Origin of the sequence: Shewanella sp. MR-4 (assembly GCF_000014685.1) — a bacterium.
Taxonomy (GTDB): Bacteria; Pseudomonadota; Gammaproteobacteria; order Enterobacterales; family Shewanellaceae; genus Shewanella.
Map to the genome: position 1 here is coordinate 1,001,533 of NC_008321.1, position 18,365 is coordinate 1,019,897.

The 18,365-nt window shown below is 48.4% G+C and carries 21 protein-coding genes; 17 read left to right on the forward strand and 4 right to left on the reverse strand.

Translation table 11 applies throughout. The features are described from left to right. Positions 1–4 precede the first annotated feature (4 nt). The 11 genes from cobO to SHEWMR4_RS04445 all read left to right on the forward strand — a co-directional run bounded on the left by cobO (position 5) and on the right by SHEWMR4_RS04445 (position 8,058). Entirely contained in the window at positions 5–640 is a 636-nt protein-coding gene (gene cobO / locus SHEWMR4_RS04395) for a cob(I)yrinic acid a,c-diamide adenosyltransferase (protein WP_011621641.1), read from the forward strand. A 155-nt stretch (positions 641–795) separates the two neighbouring features. After that, on the forward strand, positions 796–1,833 hold the full coding sequence (locus tag SHEWMR4_RS04400; RefSeq protein WP_011621642.1) for a DUF2235 domain-containing protein: 1,038 nt from the start codon (positions 796–798) through the stop codon (positions 1,831–1,833). Positions 1,834–1,847: 14 nt separating this feature from the next. Then, a complete protein-coding gene (locus tag SHEWMR4_RS04405; protein WP_011621643.1) occupies positions 1,848–2,672 on the forward strand; it encodes a cobalamin-binding protein in 825 nt (274 codons plus the stop codon). Positions 2,673–2,750: 78 nt separating this feature from the next. Then, entirely contained in the window at positions 2,751–3,134 is a 384-nt protein-coding gene (locus tag SHEWMR4_RS04410; RefSeq protein ID WP_011621644.1) for an MAPEG family protein, read from the forward strand. 53 nt (positions 3,135–3,187) lie between these two features. Beyond that, on the forward strand, positions 3,188–3,502 hold the full coding sequence (locus SHEWMR4_RS04415) for a hypothetical protein (RefSeq protein ID WP_011621645.1): 315 nt from the start codon (positions 3,188–3,190) through the stop codon (positions 3,500–3,502). A 343-nt stretch (positions 3,503–3,845) separates the two neighbouring features. Then, positions 3,846–4,070 (forward strand): hypothetical protein, encoded by a 225-nt coding sequence (locus SHEWMR4_RS04420; RefSeq protein WP_011621646.1) that lies wholly within the window; start codon positions 3,846–3,848, stop codon positions 4,068–4,070. 882 nt (positions 4,071–4,952) lie between these two features. After that, positions 4,953–5,348 (forward strand): type IV pilin protein, encoded by a 396-nt coding sequence (locus tag SHEWMR4_RS04425; protein ID WP_011621647.1) that lies wholly within the window; start codon positions 4,953–4,955, stop codon positions 5,346–5,348. A 24-nt stretch (positions 5,349–5,372) separates the two neighbouring features. Beyond that, complete coding sequence (locus SHEWMR4_RS04430) at positions 5,373–5,831, forward strand: Tfp pilus assembly protein FimT/FimU (RefSeq protein ID WP_011621648.1); 459 nt, start codon at positions 5,373–5,375, stop codon at positions 5,829–5,831. Positions 5,832–5,860: 29 nt separating this feature from the next. After that, a complete protein-coding gene (pilV, locus tag SHEWMR4_RS04435) occupies positions 5,861–6,277 on the forward strand; it encodes a type IV pilus modification protein PilV (RefSeq protein WP_011621649.1) in 417 nt (138 codons plus the stop codon). 8 nt (positions 6,278–6,285) lie between these two features. Next, positions 6,286–6,822 (forward strand): PilW family protein, encoded by a 537-nt coding sequence (locus SHEWMR4_RS04440; RefSeq protein WP_011621650.1) that lies wholly within the window; start codon positions 6,286–6,288, stop codon positions 6,820–6,822. 66 nt (positions 6,823–6,888) lie between these two features. Then, positions 6,889–8,058, forward strand: coding sequence for a PilX N-terminal domain-containing pilus assembly protein (locus SHEWMR4_RS04445; protein ID WP_011621651.1), 1,170 nt, complete (start codon positions 6,889–6,891; stop codon positions 8,056–8,058). 86 nt (positions 8,059–8,144) lie between these two features. Here SHEWMR4_RS04445 and SHEWMR4_RS04450 read toward each other — a convergent pair whose 3' ends face one another. The 4 genes from SHEWMR4_RS04450 to pyrC form a co-directional block, all read right to left on the reverse strand. Next, on the reverse strand, positions 8,145–8,438 hold the full coding sequence (locus SHEWMR4_RS04450; protein WP_011621652.1) for a DUF3144 domain-containing protein: 294 nt from the start codon (positions 8,436–8,438) through the stop codon (positions 8,145–8,147). 246 nt (positions 8,439–8,684) lie between these two features. Further along, positions 8,685–9,041 (reverse strand): nuclear transport factor 2 family protein, encoded by a 357-nt coding sequence (locus SHEWMR4_RS04455; protein WP_011621653.1) that lies wholly within the window; start codon positions 9,039–9,041, stop codon positions 8,685–8,687. Positions 9,042–9,200: 159 nt separating this feature from the next. Then, a complete protein-coding gene (locus SHEWMR4_RS04460; RefSeq protein WP_011621654.1) occupies positions 9,201–10,247 on the reverse strand; it encodes a hypothetical protein in 1,047 nt (348 codons plus the stop codon). A gap of 135 nt (positions 10,248–10,382) precedes the next feature. After that, on the reverse strand, positions 10,383–11,414 hold the full coding sequence (gene pyrC / locus SHEWMR4_RS04465) for a dihydroorotase (protein WP_023269013.1): 1,032 nt from the start codon (positions 11,412–11,414) through the stop codon (positions 10,383–10,385). A 370-nt stretch (positions 11,415–11,784) separates the two neighbouring features. Between pyrC and SHEWMR4_RS04470 the strand changes: the two genes are divergently transcribed. From SHEWMR4_RS04470 to SHEWMR4_RS04495, 6 genes are all read left to right on the forward strand, one after another. Further along, positions 11,785–13,047, forward strand: coding sequence for an efflux RND transporter periplasmic adaptor subunit (locus SHEWMR4_RS04470; RefSeq protein ID WP_011621656.1), 1,263 nt, complete (start codon positions 11,785–11,787; stop codon positions 13,045–13,047). A gap of 95 nt (positions 13,048–13,142) precedes the next feature. Next, positions 13,143–13,418 carry a hypothetical protein gene (locus SHEWMR4_RS04475; RefSeq protein WP_041408976.1) on the forward strand — a complete coding sequence of 92 codons (276 nt, stop codon included), beginning with the start codon at positions 13,143–13,145 and terminating at the stop codon, positions 13,416–13,418. A 100-nt stretch (positions 13,419–13,518) separates the two neighbouring features. Next, on the forward strand, positions 13,519–14,259 hold the full coding sequence (locus SHEWMR4_RS04480) for an ABC transporter ATP-binding protein (RefSeq protein ID WP_011621658.1): 741 nt from the start codon (positions 13,519–13,521) through the stop codon (positions 14,257–14,259). Positions 14,260–14,267: 8 nt separating this feature from the next. After that, positions 14,268–15,572 carry an ABC transporter permease gene (locus SHEWMR4_RS04485; protein ID WP_011621659.1) on the forward strand — a complete coding sequence of 435 codons (1,305 nt, stop codon included), beginning with the start codon at positions 14,268–14,270 and terminating at the stop codon, positions 15,570–15,572. 11 nt (positions 15,573–15,583) lie between these two features. Then, the gene (locus SHEWMR4_RS04490; protein ID WP_011621660.1) at positions 15,584–16,783 is read left to right on the forward strand and encodes an ABC transporter permease; all 1,200 of its coding nucleotides are present in this window, start codon (positions 15,584–15,586) and stop codon (positions 16,781–16,783) included. A gap of 96 nt (positions 16,784–16,879) precedes the next feature. Then, positions 16,880–18,334: a sigma-54-dependent transcriptional regulator gene (locus SHEWMR4_RS04495; RefSeq protein ID WP_011621661.1), complete on the forward strand. Its 1,455-nt coding sequence runs from the start codon at positions 16,880–16,882 to the stop codon at positions 18,332–18,334. Positions 18,335–18,365: the final 31 nt, after the last annotated feature.

Below are 18,365 nucleotides of genomic sequence, written 5' to 3' on the forward strand. Positions count from 1 at the left end.
GATCATGACAGCAGAGAACGAAAAACAGCTCGACACCGAACAAGCGCAAATCAAGGCTGAACGCCATAAGGCGCGCCAGCAAAAAGTGAAGGCGGGTGTGGACGCTAAAATTGCCGCCGCCCAAGAAGAAAAAGGCATTCTGCTGGTGCTCACAGGCAATGGCAAAGGCAAGTCGACCTCAGGTTTTGGCACGGTTGCCCGCGCAGTGGGTCACGGCAAAAAAGCCGCGGTAGTGCAATTTATCAAGGGCACATGGGAATGCGGTGAGCGTAATCTGCTTGAAGGTGCGGGCGTGGCATTTCATGTGATGGGCACCGGATTTACCTGGGAAACCCAAGACAGAGAAAAGGACACTGCCGCCGCTCTCGTGGCGTGGGATGCCGCCGAAGCCTTGCTTCAAGACGAAAGTATTGATTGTGTGATGCTCGATGAACTGACCTATATGGTGAGTTACCATTACCTCGATGTGGAGCGGGTGCTCACGGCGCTGAAAAACCGTCCGCCGATGCAGCATGTGATTATCACTGGCCGTGCTTGCCACCGCGCGATTATCGAACTGGCGGATACGGTTAGCGAAGTGCAGCCGATTAAACATGCCTTCGAAGCAGGCATTAAAGCGCAGCCGGGATTCGACTATTAAACAGTGCGGCTTAGGCGGATTGGTTACACCGCGAGCCGCCCTTTAAACCCCATTAGGGCTGTTGTTCCTCGGTAAAATCCGTTAGCGTCACTATGGTTAGCGTTTTTATCTATAGCCGTTAGCGTGAGTAGCATGGGTAACTCAAGGATGATGCGATGAATAAACGTATTGTGATTTGTGCCGACGGAACTTGGAATCGGCCAGAGAAAGACCTTAAGGTGGATTTTCCCACTAATGTGCTGCGTCTGGCGCGGGCCATCAGCCCTATGGCGGCCGATGGAAAACCCCAGCAGGTGTTTTACGACTGGGGCGTTGGCTCCTATTACGATCAAGCCATTGGCGGCGCGACGGGGCGTGGGCTGCACAAAAATATCATGGATGGTTACCGCTATTTAGTGCAGAACTATTCCCCCGGTGATGAGATCTATCTGTTTGGCTTTAGCCGAGGCGCTTACACAGTGCGCTGTTTATGTGGCCTTATCAATAATTGCGGCATCCTCAAGCGTCCCGATGCGAGGCTTATTCAACAAGCCTTTGACCACTATAAAAAAAGCAGCGCGCCCTTTGCCCCAAGCGGCGATAAATCCGTTGAATTTAGACAACAGCACAGCCACGAATCGCGGGAGATTAAGTTTGTTGGCGTGTGGGATACGGTGGGCGCCATGGGGATCCCGATTTCGTTTCTCGGCTTATTCGAAGATAAAGACGAGTTTTACGACACTAAGATTGGCCGTAATGTGCGGGTTGCCCGCCATGCCTTAGCGATAGACGAACATCGCAGCGACTTCGAACCTACGATTTGGCAAGTGCGCGACAATATGGATATGCAACAGGTCTGGTTTGCCGGTGCCCATAGCAATATTGGCGGCAGCTATCTGCCAGATAAGGATGGCTCGCTATTGTCGGATAATGCGCTCGCGTGGATGATGGCCGAGGCTGAGCGATTTAATTTGAGCTTAGAGCCGCACCTAGCGGCGAGTTTGCATCCCAATCCTTTGGCGACTTTACACGACTCGCGCCGCAGTTTTTACCGAATTAAGCAATCTTATTTGCGCACAATTGACCCTAACGTCGCGCCCGTGTTGCTGCATCGCTCGGTGAAAACCCGCTGGGATCAAGACCCTAAATATCGGCCTAAAAACCTGCAGACCTACCTTGAGCAGTACGGCTGGCCAGAAGAATTCATCGATTAAATATAAGGAATATCATGTTCATGCGACGCTTTATTGCCCTCGGCCTGAGCTTGGCGCTGTTACCCATAGCGGCGATGGCCGAGCCTGCAAAACGTATTATTGCGCTTTCGCCCCACGCGGTTGAAATGCTCTATGCCATTGGCGCGGGGGAGTCGATTGTGGCCGCGACAGATTATGCGGATTATCCCGAAGCGGCGAAAAAAATCCCCAGTATCGGGGGGTATTATGGGATCCAGATTGAGCGGGTATTAGAGCTAAATCCCGATCTGATTGTGGTGTGGGACACGGGCAATAAAGCCGAGGATATCAACCAACTCAAAAGCTTAGGTTTTAAACTCTATAGCAGTTCCCCCAAGACCCTTGAGGATGTCGCCAAAGAAATTGAGGAGTTAGGAGCGCTCACGGGGCGCACAGAGCAGGCGAGCCAAGTGGCGGCCGATTATCGCAATCAGCTGCTGCAATTACGCAGTGAGAATGCCGCGAAATCCGAGCCAAAGGTGTTTTATCAGCTGTGGTCAACGCCGTTAATGACGGTCGCGAAAAACAGTTGGATCCAGCAAATCATCGGTGTGTGTCACGGTAAAAATGTTTTTTACGATGCGGCGAGTGATTACCCGCAGGTGAGCTTGGAGAATGTGTTAATGACCTTGCCCGAGGTGATTTTACAGAGCGAAGAGGAAGGCAATGTCAAAGGGGTTGATTGGAGCAAATGGACCGAAATTCCTGCGGTTAAAAACCAGCATATTTATCAATTAAATGCCGACCTATTACACCGGGCAACGCCAAGGGCACTACTCGGTGTAAAGGCAGTCTGTGATGCTTTGGATAAAGCGCGTTAATCGCATATCACATATTATTCAATTTAATGCAATGTACTGTTTTATTGATATTTATCATCAAAATAATAAGGAAGTTCCATGCATACATTACTGACTTGTTTGTTTATCGCTATGTTATTGCCGTATTTGGCCAAAGGGCCCGTCGCATGGGCAATGGCCAAAGCGGGCGGTTATGATAATCATCACCCGCGTACTCAACAGGCGCAATTAACCGGATTTGGTGCACGGGCTCTCGCTGGGCATCAAAACGCCTTCGAATCTCTACTGATTTTTGGTTTAGCCGTAGTGACGGTTATCGCCACGGGCAAAGTCACTGCGACTGCTGAGTGGTTAGCGGTTGTGCATATCGCCGCGCGGGTGGCGTATCAGATCTTGTATCTGCTGAATAAAGGCACGTTGCGTTCATTGTCTTGGTTTGTGGCGATTTTCAGCGCCTTTGGAGTCTTCTTCCAAGCGTTTTAACAGCCTGGTGTTGGTTAACAGTGATGTGAGTCTCTCAGACCGAAGGAGTGGAGATGAGAGTGGTGGATACTGAGAATCGAGCCTGGTTTTTGTTTGAACATGAGGGTGACCTTTATCTGGATGCTAACTGCAGTATGAGTGCATTTGGTTATCACTACTTGATCCAATTAAATGAACAGGAATTGGCGCGCTATCGTGAGATGGGGCGAGCATACTTAACGCAACTTGCCTACGACATTCATTATTCGGTGCCGATTGCTGAAAACAGCCGCTCAATTTATCGAGGCAGAGATCAATCCAGAGAGTTTGAACCCTTAACTCGTCGCGCTATCCAACTATGGGGAGAAAGGCTTCCTCCAACAACTTAAGACTGCGCTATAGCCTAGGCTTGACTTGCTGTGTCAAAAATCACAACTGATGAATTTATCGTCGATTTTCTGACATTAGTTAAGCGGAACATGATTTATTGTCACTTAAAAATCTATGTCAAATAATCGCTCATTTTTAATGGTTAACAGCCAATTTTGACGGCTAGAAGCTGGCTTTAGTCTCAAATAGCTAAATTGATGTAATTAAAGGTTTTTGTGTTTCTCTATCCTATTGAATAATGGTGGTAATTTGACAATTTTAAGCCATTAAATTGACAGTTTTCTTTATGAAAAACCTCAGTTATATTGCAGTTGTTGATACAATTGTTGAGGTTTAAAAACCATGTTACGTCTAATGACCTATGGCATTGTCGCCTTTGCATCTTGGTTTATTTATCAGGATGTGTCTGACCATTTTGGGATGGAGACCTTTGATAAGGTCTTGGTGGAGAATGTGCAACATAAGGTTGAGGCTCGAAAGGCAAAAGCAGCGGCGGAGCAATACGCACAGCAGCTTAAGCGTCAGGCCGCAGCCGACTGCCAAACGACAAACGCATGCACTCAATAACGGCGATGTATCATCTTTGTTCTTGCTGCGCATAAGTAAGAAGCTGTTCGCCACAGTGTCATAGTAGAGGGGCAAATAATCCTATTTGCCCCTCTTGGGCTTTAAGTTGCAGGGCTTCACCCTAAACTCTACTAAGGAGGAAAGTTCGTTCTATCCTCCTTATATGGTTTTCACAAGCAGCTAAGATGCCCTACGAAGTTGAAGGCCTACGGCCTTCCTCAGGCAGAGCAGTTGACAAATCGCCAGTAACTTCCTGCAAAGTAAACTTTAAGTGATTTAGTCATTCGTAATACTGAGCATTACTCTGTTATAGAACCCATAAATTCTTAGGAATACCGCTCATCTAAGGACGATTTTCATCTGGGGGACGTCATACTTTTGACTTAATTTACCCTAAATTGAAAAAAATTATACTCACCTATATTGATATTAAAAGTGAAAACTAACGATTTTATTAGCGCACAACAATAAGAATGTCGATATCATTTTTATGCAGTTAATTCTCACTCTGTAAATAAAAGTGATACAGATGGAATAATCAAGGTTTGAAATGTTCTTATATTTTTACCGAACGCAATTCAGGGTTTGGTTTAACTATGGTATTGAAATTAATGTTTAATATTTAGATGACATTGGCGATTAACATTATTCTTTCCTTTTTATTAGATTGTTCATTACCGTGATAACAATAATGGCCAAACTTCTATATCAGTATAAGCACTCACTTCTTAACTCATATTCCAATATTTTCTAAATCAATATTCCAACTCCAACTTAGTTCGCTTAAGCAGGCTTGGCCATTATCTATACAGATTTCAAATTGTGCTGCTAGAATGGTGTTAGTTTTTTGACGCCGACTAAAATGACTAAGAATCACCACATATGAAACTCAGTAAAATCAAAGTTAATACTGGATTTACGCTAATTGAATTGATGATAGCTATTGCCATAGTCGGCATACTGGCCAGTATTGCATTACCGTCATATCAGGAGCATGTACGCAACACCCGTAGGACTGATGCCCGTGATGCACTAAGCAATGCCGCTCAGATTATGGAGCGCCAATACACATCAACCAATACCTATACTGGTGGCACTATAGTCAAAGATGTCGCATTTTCCTCGCCAAGTGGTTATTACAGTGTGACGGCCACCGAACTGACAACGGGCACCTATACCTTAGTCTCAACGGCTAATGCCCCCCAGGATAAAGACGTTGCCTGTAAAACCATGAGCATCAACCATACAGGTACGAAGACGCCAGCTGCATGTTGGTAACCATACAAGGAAGTGGGCATATAGATGAGCACTAAGAAAATCCTAGGGTTTACCTTAACCGAGCTCATGGTTGTAGTGGCCATAGTGGCCATCATAGCAGGCATTGCAGCCCCCTCATTTGCGTCTATGATACGCGAAAATACCGCACGTACTCAGGTCAATGAATTGTTAGCATTGACGAATTATGCCCGTTCGGAAGCCATAAAGCGTCAATCCAATATCCAAGTTGCAATCACCTCGTTGGGTGCTTCTGGTTGGAAGGCTCAGATACTGTCTGGTACGGAGTTGCTCAAAGAAATGGATAAATCCGGCAGTGTTGTGAGCGTCAGTGCTGTCAATTTAGGTTTTGATATGCGAGGTCGACGCGCTACTGGTACAGATAATTGTGTCAGTGTCAGTTACAGCAGCTACACAAAGCAACTACAGGTTGGACTCGGGGGGAGCCTCAAAGTGACAAGTGGCAGTTGCCCAGAATCATCCTGATAACTAAAAACAAGCGTATGGGAAATGGAATGAACAAGCGCAAGCAAAAAGGATTTTCTCTGATAGAGATCATGGTGACTTCTTTTATTGTGGCCTTTGGAATACTGGGCATGGCGGCTTTGCAGCTCAAGTCGCTACAGGCCGCGCATTCGGCATATCAAAGAACGATTGCCAGTGTGATTGCTATGGATGTGGTTGAACGCCTTTGGGCCAATATGGCCATGGATACTCCGCTCACCGAAACTCAGTTACAGGAACAGTCACTCGCTCACTGGCAGCAAACGGCCAATAGTCGTCAGTCTTTGCCAGGTTTGGGGCTAACGCTCACCAATGCCACTGGCACTAACACCTATGTTATTACTGTGGACTGGGGAGAGTCACGCTTTGGGGAAAACGATGTCCCGTCTCAGTTTATTTACTCCGTCGATCTCTATCCCGGCAGTTGAGGCCTGTAATGCACAAACTCATTTTATTACCTAAGGTCACTCAGACAGGATTCACCCTAATTGAGTTGATGATCAGCCTTACACTCGGTCTTGTCGTCATGCTGGGCGCATCACAGATTTTTGTTAGCGTTAATAAGGCTTATGTCGAAACCCAGCGTTTTTCTCAGCTACAGGGGGACTTATCTCTCATCAGTGACATGCTGGCATCTGACGTGCGCGCGGCCTCAAGCGTTATCGTGGCCAGCGACGCTAACGGCAACAGTATACTGACATTGGTATTAGCGACGGGCAATGTTGTCTACAACCTAGCTAGTGGTAGTTTAAATCGCACCCAAGCTGGTGTGACTGAAACAATGACGGAGCAAGGTTCGAGCTTTACGAGTCAGTGTATTGCTAAGGACCTAAGCACTTCGTGTGATAGCCCTATCATGCTTAAGCTCGCGGTTGGACTTAATTCCAGTGATGGCACAACTACCCGAGTTCACTTAGTCGAATTCAATGTCGCGATACGCAATAACGTGTTGGCGGTAAAGTTTTCGAGTTAATAGACGGTTTTTGAAGAGTTGATGAATATCTTCACTCTCTAAATAAGCGCATAAGAAGGGAATAACATGCAAGGTAAGCACAAGGGAGCTGTTTTAGCCATAGGACTGATATTCTTGCTGATTATCACCCTTATTGGTGTTGCTGGGGCGGGTCATTCACTCTTGGGAGAGCGTATGGCAGGCAATAACAAACAGATTGCCGAAGCTTTTATGGCGGCAGAAACTGGGTTGGTCAATGCGGTCACTTGGCTGGATAACCCTGATAACGAAGCATCATGGGGCCTGGTGGACTCGAGTCTAACCGCTATCAATGCCATTGCCGTTTCATCTGAAACTGGCAACTCTGCTAGCTGGCAGATAGACAGTTTGGTCTTTACTGCTGATGAAGCCACTATTGTCAGTTGTGGGGCGATCGATAGCTCTGGGGTTCGCCGTTGTATATCCAGTACTTATGTCAAAGGCTCTGGTGGCGGTAATCTGGCTGCCATGAACATTATTGGTAAAATCAAGACCTTTGATACGGCTAACAGCAACCAGTTCAAATTAATTGGTGGCGCAGGAGGGCCTGCGTTGGCGACTGACTCCTTGGTAAATGCCGAGCTTATTATCGATGATATCGAGAACAAAGGCCGTATGGACAACTATGTTGGCGGTGTCAAAGAAGTCAAATTTGACGACCCTTTCGGTGATCCTGCAAAGATGGCTGAGTTTATCGAAGGAATAAAACTTCAGTGGACTGCAATGGCCAATACAGACCCCAAGAAAGGTACTGCAAATCCGCTTAGTATGGGCAGTACGGCGTCACCTAAGATCACCTATTATGAGGGCAACTTGGAACTTAAAGGTAGCGGGGCCGTAGGAGCAGGAATACTTGTTATCGTAGGTAATTTAACTATTTCTGGTAATTTTTTCGACTACGATGGACTGGTTGTGGTTACTGGACAGTCGTTTTCTCTTAAAGGGGGTGGCAATAAAGATGGTAGAGGAGCGATAGTGTTTGCTAACCCCATCAAGACTGGTGATACCTGGGCTTTTGGTGAAGCCGAAGCCACCTTCGAATTTGATGTCAGTGGTGGTGGTAACGCGACTTTTACCTATGATGAAGAGGTACTCAGCACCGCTAGAATGTTGCTCAGTGATGATAATGTTGCTAAGGAACTTTGGCAGATTGCTGGTTCAAGTAGTGGCGCTACCAGTAAAAGTAAAGTCACCAACTGGAGTGCATACACCGAATAACGAAGAGCTCAGACAGGCATGGGCACGACTGATAATGGCAAATCTAACACCCCGAAAATATTTGATTATCGGGGTGTTTTTTCTCATTACTTTTGTGTGGCGCGGTAGTGGTCGAAGTTTTCGATATAGTCTTCGAGATTGGCGTCAATCATCTCTTTGTAGCGTTCGATATAGTAATCCATCATTTCCTGTTTTTTGGCCTGCATTTGTTCTTTGGATTCAAAGCTGGTGGAACCAAACCAAGCGTTGTAGCGGGCGACGGCCCACATAAAGGAAGCACTGACCTCACCGGTTTGGATCTCGGTGTTTTGGTTTTGCTGGTTCGCGAGCTTAATCATCTCGGTGGCACGTTCGTAAAAAGCTTGTTGGTTATCAGACATCAGCAATTCCTATTGTTGGGCAAAGTGAAGAGGGCGTTGAGTGCATCGCCCTTTTAATAACCCTAAGGTATTTTGTGGTTGAGGGACAGTCGTGCGCTTCACAGAATCCGTTGATATCACACCAAAAGGCGGCGCCAAAATGAAATATGGGATAGGCATAACACTTTTCACTGCTTTGGCGAGCGTCTTTGCCGCAGATGCTTGCTGTTACGCCAGTCAGCTTGATATGACCATTTAGCGCGCGTCCTAGTTAGCGGCAAAGCTCCACATCGCTTGGATAAGGCCATTAGCGACTTCAAAGACTACCATGACTTCAAAGGGCTCCTCGCGGATGCCGCTGATCCGTTCGTGATCGACCACCTTATTGCCGACCACCATTCGATTGAGGATCTCGGCGTGCAGATGCGGCAAGTTAAAGCGTTCATTTTGATAGAAATCACTAAAGGCGGCCTTGCCTCGGATCACGGGCTCAGTGGCGGGTGGGCGGTAAATACAAACATCGTCGCTAAAGAGCGCGACAAAGCTTGCTAGATCGTGTTGGTTATAGGCGACTAACTGGGCTTGCACTAAGGCTTCGGCAGTTTGTTCTGCTATCTGGGGCATTTGCTGGCTCAAGCTATCTTCCTTCAAAATAGGGGCAGAATCTGACAAGAGACGCTAGCCCGTCAAGGTTAACGAGAAAGGGCTTTCTAACGCAAAATGTTGTTATCTCAGCCTGCTTTCCCGCCATCGCGATTAATGATGAATTTATATTAAATTTTATTATTCCAATAGCTTAAGCTGCGTTTGCCCCCAAGGTGTGGCAAAGGGCATGGCTTCTTGTGGGGTTAAGGTAAACTCCTGCTCACAACCATCGCCACGGGGCATTTCCCAAAACTTAATCCCATTCGTCTCGAGGGTGAGCTGAAAATACCCAGAGCCGTCGGCACTTGGACATTCGGCATCTGGGACCGCATTGGCAAACAGCTTTTCCTTAAGTGCGGGTGGGAGCTGATAACTCATGCTTTCTGGTAAGGTTTGCGAGGGTTTATCGGCAATAAACCACTGCCACGGATGGAAAGGTGTACCATCGGCGAGGGAGAAGCTAACAAACTCTTGGCTGATCCCATTGGCACCAAAACCTGCCGCCCAGCGATATAAGCGCACGCTGAGCCAATGCTGATTGAGGAAAATCGGTTCTGCATAGGTTTCATCGGCCACAAAGTGGCCCATTTGCGACAACATTCTGCGGCGAGTATCAAAGGTCTGTGCCAGCTGCTCATCATCGGTGAGCTTTTTCTCAAGCCACTGATTAATGGCGGGAATGCCTTTTTGTGGGCCGTTAAATTCGATGCCGACTTCGGTGCCATAGGTCAGCGGACGGTATTCAATGGTTTGAAAAGCTTGCCATTTTCCACGGCTCAGTGAAGGCTTGGTTTCAAGCGGCAGATTGTAGGCATCGGCGCTGCAGTCATCCTGGTTATCGGGGCTGAGTTGGTGCTCAAGCTTTATGGGTAAGGATTTACCCGAATTGTCTTTAAACCAATGGCCGCTGAGTTGCTGCGCCGTAGTGCTATCGAACTGCCAGTTTCCGGTATTGTTTTCTTCTTTCCAAATACCGTTTTGCAGCTCGAGCTGTATTGGGGTTAAGTAGCGTTGATAGTAGTAACTGCCACTGCCGTATTGATTAAAGCAGACCCTTACACTGCTTTTACCCAGCGTTCCTTGCCAGACTCCTGAGAGTTCGTCGGCGGCAAAAGTGCTGAGTGGCAGCGTAGTGGCAAGTAATAGGCTTGAGGACAACAGCTTAAGTAACTTCCGTGTATTCATGTTTTTTCTCGTAAAAGTAACAGCGTATAGCTTTATTTGCTGGTTATAAAAAAGTCGCCCTAAGGCGACTCTTAACGGTTTAGATCTCGATAAACGGCAGATTTAGCTAGCCGTTTATCGCGTCAAAAGGCCCGTTTATTCGACCTGCCAATCGATTTGTTCGCCAGCGCGAATTGGCACAACGTTGTTGTCGCCAAGTGGGTAACTGACGGGCACATCCCAAGATTTTTTCACTAGAGTGATGGTATCGCTGTTGCGAGGCAGATTGTAAAAATCTGGGCCGTTGAAGCTGGCAAAGGCTTCTAATTTATCCAGCGCATTGACCGATTCAAAGGCTTCGGCGTACAGCTCAATGGCCGCATGGGCAGTATAAGAACCCGCGCAGCCACAGGCGGCCTCTTTACGATCTTTAGCGTGTGGCGCTGAGTCGGTACCGAGGAAGAACTTCTTATTGCCACTGGCCGCGGCGCCTAACAGCGCTTGCTGGTGGGTATTGCGCTTTAAAATCGGCAGGCAATAGAAGTGCGGACGAATACCGCCAGCTAACATATGGTTGCGGTTATAGAGCAAGTGGTGCGCGGTGATCGTGGCGGCCACGTTGTCAGACGCTTGAGTCACAAAATCGACCGCATCCTTAGTGGTGATATGTTCGAGAACGATTTTAAGCTTAGGGAAATCGGCCACGATCTTGCTGAGGATATTCTCAATAAACACGCGCTCGCGGTCGAAAATATCAATCGATGAATCAGTCACTTCACCATGCACTAGGAACAACATGCCCACTTCCTGCATCGCTTCGAGGGCGGGGTAGATGTTCTTCAAATCGGTCACGCCAGAATCCGAGTTGGTGGTCGCGCCTGCTGGGTAGAGTTTAGCGGCAACGATTTTGCCCGAGGCTTTGGCTTTACGGATTTCTTCTGGGCTGGTTTTGTCGGTGAGGTACAACACCATTAAGGGTTCAAATTGCGAGCCGGCTGGCACTTGTGCCTTGATACGATCGTAATAAGCCAAGGCGGTTTCGGTATCGATAGCGGGAGGAACCAGATTAGGCATCACGATAGCGCGGCCCATATAGCGGCTGATATCGCGAACCGTGTCTTTTAATTGTGCGCCGTCTCTTAGGTGAATGTGCCAGTCGTCAGGACGAGTAATAGTGAGTGTTGTCATAGGGCGATTCATCTTGTTGAATGTTTCTGCTGCGAGGGTGGCAGGATCTTATGTGGCAAGGATTTAGCTGTAAAGGGAAACTCAGCCATTTCACCAATAAAAGTGTTAACGCATGTTGAGTGTCCGCACTCCGTCTTACTCCTATGTTCACAAACCGCTTTTCAGCGGACACTTTCGCGAAAACCTGCGGACACTTTCTAATAAAGCCCTCGGTGTCCGCGGACACTTTTATCTTAAACATTACTTAACTGACTGAAAATAAATGTTTTAACGAAATTGGCATAGGCGTTGCTATTACTGGATATCGATTTTTAATAGTGTCCGTAGCGATGGGCCTATCCAGCCCTCCGACAGGGAAGCGAGAAACGCCATGATTAAAGATACCAGCGGCCAAGATAAAGTCCTTGTGCCATCGACCGCCAAACGCCTCAAGTTGCCTCTAATGATTGGCGGCTGCACCTTACTGGTTAGCGCCTTAGTGTGGGCCAGTTTTGGTAGCGATAAAGTCAGCCAGTCCATCAGCCGTAGCGAGCTCACGACCGCAACTTTGTACGTTGGCACGCTCACTCGAGATGTGGCCACCACGGGCAAAATTGTTGCCGCCAATGCGCCAATCCTCTACAGCACCGAAGAAGGCACAGTGACGCTACTGAGCAACCCAGGTGATAGCGTCAGCAAAGGTGATGTGGTCGCAAAGCTGGACAGTCCAAGATTAACCAATCAATTAGAGCAGGCGAAATCGCTATTGGCGGGATTAGAGAGCGCCCTTGAGCGTGCCAAGCTAGATGCCAGACGTAACCAATTACAAGTCAATCAAACCTTAGACATGGCCTCGGTCGATTTGGAAGCGGCCGATCGGGAGAGCCGCCGTGGGGATTTATTGATCCAATCTAAACTGATCAGCCAAATCGACTATGAGAAGGGCAAGGACGATCTGCACAAGGCAAAACTCAAGTTTAAGCATGCGGAGCAGGAAGTGGCCTTAACCAAGGATACCTTAACCTTTGAGGTGAAAAACAAGGCCTTGGAAGTGGAGCGTCAGAGTTTGGCGGTAAATGAGCTTGAGCGTCAGGTCGACGCCTTAAATATCAAGGCGCCGGTGAGCGGCATTATTGGTAACTGGTTGACCGAGCAAAAAACGCGTCTGAGCGCCAATCAGCCCATCCTGACTGTGGTCGATTTAAGTGCCTATGAGGCCGAGTTGGCGGTGCCTGAATCCTACGCCGACGAGTTAGGGCTCGGAATGGAGGTCGAACTGAGCTTCGGTGAAGTCAAACTCATGGGCAAGTTATCCTCGATTTCCCCCGAAGTGCGTAACCGTGAAGTGACCGCCAGAGTGCAGTTTGTCCAGAGCGAAAGCTTGAAGCTGCGCCAAAACCAACGGATCTCCGCCAGAGTCTTACTCGAACACAGGGCGAATGTGTTGATGGTTAAACGCGGTGCCTTTATGACCAGCGGTGGCGGTGATGAGGTGTACCAAGTCGAAGGCGATATCGCTACCCGCCGCGAGATTAAGCTTGGCAGCACCAGCATGAGTCAGGTGGAAGTGATCGAAGGCGGTAAAGCGGGTGACGAATGGGTGATCTCCAGTGTTGAGCCCTTTAACCATGCCGAACAGGTCAAAATGCATTGATGACCGATAGTCAAAAATTACTTATTAATCAAATTGATGTAATTAACGCCGCTCTGGCTAAAAAGTATGCGGCTAAGGTGTACAAGGAGTTCATTATGCGTACTAAAAACGTCGATCTTGGTCTGCTGATGTCATCCAAATTGTTTGGTGTTCTGGCCTTGGCCCTACTGGTCGTGGCGGTTGAGCTGGGCATAGGTGAGGCCAATAGCTGGTTTTTCCTCGGTTTAAATATTTTGGAATGGACGAATCCCCTAGAAGAGGCGCGCCAGGTGGGTGATGTCTCGATGGAAAGTGTGAGCTTTATATTCGCCTGTCTCAATGGGTTGTTCGATGCCTTGAGTGGGTTGGTGATGGGCCGTTTTGCGGGGTAATGGCTTTGTGTTAGCCGTTACCGCTTAAAGATAAAGAAAATACTGGCGCGTTTTATAAGCCGTTTGCGCGCAAAGATAAAAATTAATCAAGGAAATTAAAATGTTATCAATGAAGAATATCAGCAAGGTTTTTAAAACGGACTTAGTGGAAACCCACGCGCTGCGGGATTTCAACCTTGAGGTGAATGAGGGCGAGTTTGTGGCGGTCACTGGTCCTTCTGGCTCAGGCAAAACCACCTTCTTAAATATCGCAGGCTTGCTCGAAGGCTTCACCCATGGGGATTATTTTTTAGATGGAATTAATGTCTCTAACCTTAGTGATAACAAGAGTGCCGCCGTACGCAACGAGAAGATTGGCTTTATCTTCCAAGGCTTTAACTTGATCCCCGATCTTAACCTCGCGGAAAATATTGAGGTGCCGCTGCGCTACCGTGGTTTTAGTGCCAAGGAGCGTAAACGCCGTGTGGAGCAAGCGTTAGAGCAAGTGGGCTTAGGTGCGCGGATGAAGCATTTACCGACCCAGCTATCCGGCGGTCAGCAGCAAAGGGTGGCGATTGCCCGCGCTTTAGCGGGGGAGCCACGCTTCCTGCTCGCCGACGAACCTACGGGTAACCTCGACAGTTTAATGGCCCGCCAAGTGATGGAATTATTAGAGAATATTAACCAATCTGGCACCACGATCATCATGGTGACCCACGATCCTGAACTGGCCCGCCGTGCCCAGCGCAATATTCAAATAGTCGATGGTCAGGTCTGCGACTTTACCATGTATCAACCCAATGCGGCCCGCAGTGCAAGCCACGGCAGTGTCGATAAACTGGTTGCTAACGCCCAAGGCTAGGAGCGGTTATGTTCTTCTATTACTTAGATTTAGCTTGGCGTAGCATCAAAAAAACGCCCATGTTGTCGGCATTGATGATCATGGCGATTTCTATCGGCATTGGCATCACTATCACTACACTCAATATCTATAAAATGATGTCGATTAACCCTGCGGGGGATAAATCCGGTCAATTGTTTGCGGTGCAGTTGTGGAGCCAAGGGCCAGATGCCTGGGATCGCTTCGATCAACAGATCACCTATCAAGACGGGATGAACTTACTCAAGAGTGATATTCCGAGCCTGCAAACCCCCATGTTTCGCACGGGCGGCGCGGTGCAAACCGAAGATCCCGCTTTTTTACCCGTGCTGCAATCTCGGGTTAGGGTAACCAATAATGACTTTTTCCCACTGTTTGGCCTCGAATTCCAATACGGTCAGGCATGGGATGACAGTGTCGATACAGATGCTCGCTACGAAGTGGTGCTCACCGATGAGCTAAATAAGACGCTGTTTGCGGGCCAAAATAGTGTCGGCAAGACGATTTATTTCAATGCGAAGCCCTATCAGGTAGTTGGCGTGCTTAAGCCTTGGGCTCCGAGTCCAAACTATTACGATCTTAACAACGGCGCCTTTGGCAATGTGGATACCTTGTTTGTGCCCTACAGCTTAGCGCCGATTGAGGAATATGGCAGTTGGGGTAATACCAACGGCTGGAACTATGAAAGCATCAACAACTATGCACAACGTTTAACCTCGGAAAAGCATTGGACGCAATATTGGGTGCAACTGGATACGCCTGAGCAAGTGGCTGAGTACCGTCAGTGGGTACGCCAATATATTGAACAACAAAAGAAATTAGGCCGCTTTAGCTCACCTAAGGCCGATGTGCAGTTGTCCGATGTAGACCAATGGTTAGCCATCAATAAAGTGGTGCCTGAGGATAACAAGGTGCTGGTGGGCCTGAGCGCACTCTTCTTAATTGTCTGTTTAGTCAATATGTTAGGTTTATTGCTGTCTAAGTTTTTACGCCGTGCTCCCGAGATCGGTGTGCGCCGCGCCATCGGCGCCAGCCAAGGACAGATCTTTGCCCAACATATGGTGGAAGTGTCCTTGATGGGATTATTCGGCGGTTTACTCGGCTTAGCTTGGGCCTGGGGCTCACTGATGCTGCTGACGAAGAAGTTTCAGTTGGAGGCATCTTTAACTCACCTAGATACCAGCATGTGGTTGATAGCACCTTTGATCGCGATTTTGGCGGCTGTGGTGGCTGGCATCTACCCCGCGTGGCGTGTGTGTACGACTAACCCAAGTGTTTATCTTAAGAGCCAATAATCGGGGGCAATATGTTACATATCAAACCTATTCTTAGCAGTTTATTACGCAGTAAAAGTGGCCCCTTGTTGCTGTTATTACAGATCATTTTATCTGTGGCTATCGTCGCGAATGCCAGCTTTATCATCGCCGAACGCCTGAATTTAATGGCGCGGGATTCGGGGATTGTTGAAAGCGAAGTCTTCGATTTCAGTATTTATCATTTTGATAAATCAACGGATTTAGTCGCGCAGGATAAACGAGATTTAGAGATCATCCGTGCGATCCCGGGCGTTATCGATGTGGCACCCACCTCTATGGCTCCCCTGAGCGGTGGCGGTTGGTCGAGTAACTTTACGCTGGGGCCAGAGGAGCGCGCTAAATCCACGCCCAATACGGGCATGTATATGAGTGATGAGCATTTCATCAACTCCCTAGGACTGAAGTTAGTCGAAGGACGCAACTTCTATCCCCAGGAGATCACCACAGAGTTGCTTGAAGATGGTGGCAAGATGATCGTCACCAAAGCCTTTGCCGATAAGGTATGGCCGAATGAGACCGCGCTCGGCAAGAGCGTATATATGGGCACTCAGCACTTTGTGGTGATTGGGGTGTTGGAGCGCTTACAAACGGCGTGGGTAGATAACAAAAACCTGGAGTTTAGCTCAGTGTTGTCGGTGAATTATCCCGCTGACTATAAACGCTATTTAGTGAGAGCTAAGTCGAGCGATATGGCTCGCCTAAAAGAAGTCATACCCGAACTGCTGCATAAGGAATATCCAAGCCGCGTGGTCGAAGGTTTTACGACCATGGGAGAGCGTCGTATCGAGGCGTACCGTGACCATGAGTTAATGGCAACCGTACTGACCATGATGGTGGTGTTACTGCTGCTGATCACATCCCTTGGGGTGACAGGCATGGTGATGTTTAATATCCAGCGCCGCACTAAGCAAATTGGCACTCGCCGCGCGTTAGGGGCGAAAAAACGGGATATTATCAGCTACTTCCTCGTAGAGAACTATCTGCTCTGCTTGCTCGGCGGTGGCATTGGTGTGCTGTTAGCGATTCAGCTCGGCCAGCAATTGATGAGCCTCTATAGCCTGCCGATGCTGGAGATAATCTATCCATTGCTGACTGTGGCGGGGTTGTTTGCGGTAACCACCCTTGCGGTGTACTTGCCAGCTCGCAAGGCCGCTAAGATTTCTCCTGCGACAGCCACCCGCAGTGTTTAAATAGGATGAAGGGCATTAAGTGCAATAACATTAGGATGTTATTGCACTTTTTGTTACTTTAAGGTTAATAGTTTTACTCTGGACGCACATGCTCACATGGACACTATTCTGATTGTCGACGATAACCATGCCATCTGTCAGGCCTTAGGCTTAATGCTGGAGATCAATGGTTATCAGGTGTTGACTTGTCATACGCCCGAAGATGCCCTTAGCCTAATGGCAACCCAAGATGTTGATTTGGTTATCCAAGATATGAACTTCACCCGCGATACTACCTCGGGTGAAGAAGGGCGGCAGCTGTTTTATGCCCTGCGTGAGCGTCAGCAAGATCTGCCGATCGTCCTGATGACTGCATGGACCCAGCTCGAAACTGCGGTCGAGTTAGTTAAGGCGGGCGCCGCCGACTATATGGGTAAACCGTGGGATGATGCTAAGTTACTCAACAGCATCACTAATTTAATTGCGTTACATAAACTTGCCCGTGCAAACCAGCAGCTTGAGCGAGTGAATTCCCAGCGTCAGGTGGCGATCGCCGATGCGGATCTCTGCGGAATCGTGTTTGGCAGTGGTGCCATGCAGCGCTGTATCGACTTAGCCTTGCAACTGGCGCGCTCCGATGTGTCTGTGTTGATCACCGGCCCCAATGGTGCGGGTAAAGACAAGCTTGCCGATATTATTCACGCCAATTCCCCCTTAAAAAACAAACCTTTTATCAAGGTGAATGTGGGCGCCTTGCCGATGGAGTTGCTCGAAGCCGAACTCTTTGGTGCCGAGGCGGGAGCATTTACCGGTGCCAATAAGGCGCGTATTGGTCGCTTCGAAGCGGCCGATGGCGGCACGCTGTTTTTGGACGAAATTGGCAATTTACCGCTCTCGGGCCAAGTGAAATTGCTGCGGGTATTACAAACCGGAGAGTTTGAGCGCTTAGGCAGCCATAAAACCTTAAAGGTGAAGGTGAGGGTGATCAGTGCGACTAACGCCGATCTGGCCCAAGATATTGCCGAGGGGCGTTTCCGTGAGGACTTATTCTATCGTTTGAATGTGATTGAATTGGCCTTACCGCCGCTGAATCAACGAATTGACGATATCTTGCCCTTAGTGAAGCATTTTGTCGGCGAGGGTTTTAGCCTGAGTAAACCAGCGCAGCAAGCCCTGTTGCAGCACCGCTGGCCGGGCAATGTGCGCGAGCTAGAAAACGCCTGCAAACGTGCAGCGCTGTTGGCTAAAAGCCGAGTGTTAACCGAAGTCGATTTTGGTTTACCGCCCGCGCATGCCCACCATCAAACTAGCCACCAAACGAGTCATCATGCTAGCCATATGAGCGTCGCGCCCCTTGGGCAGACTCGCCCCATAGTCTCGCCACTTGAGATGCAATCCATGGCGAATCCGCCGATTGAGCAAGAGAGCAATGAGGCGACGGATGTGAGCCGTGAGCAGATTGAAATGGCCTTAAGGCAACACAAGGGAGTGATTGCGCGCGTGGCGAAATCCTTAGGGTTGAGTCGCCAAGCTTTGTATCGCCGCATGGACAAATTTGGCTTAGAGAAGTAACGATTGGCAGCATAATGGGTGGCGATTAGGC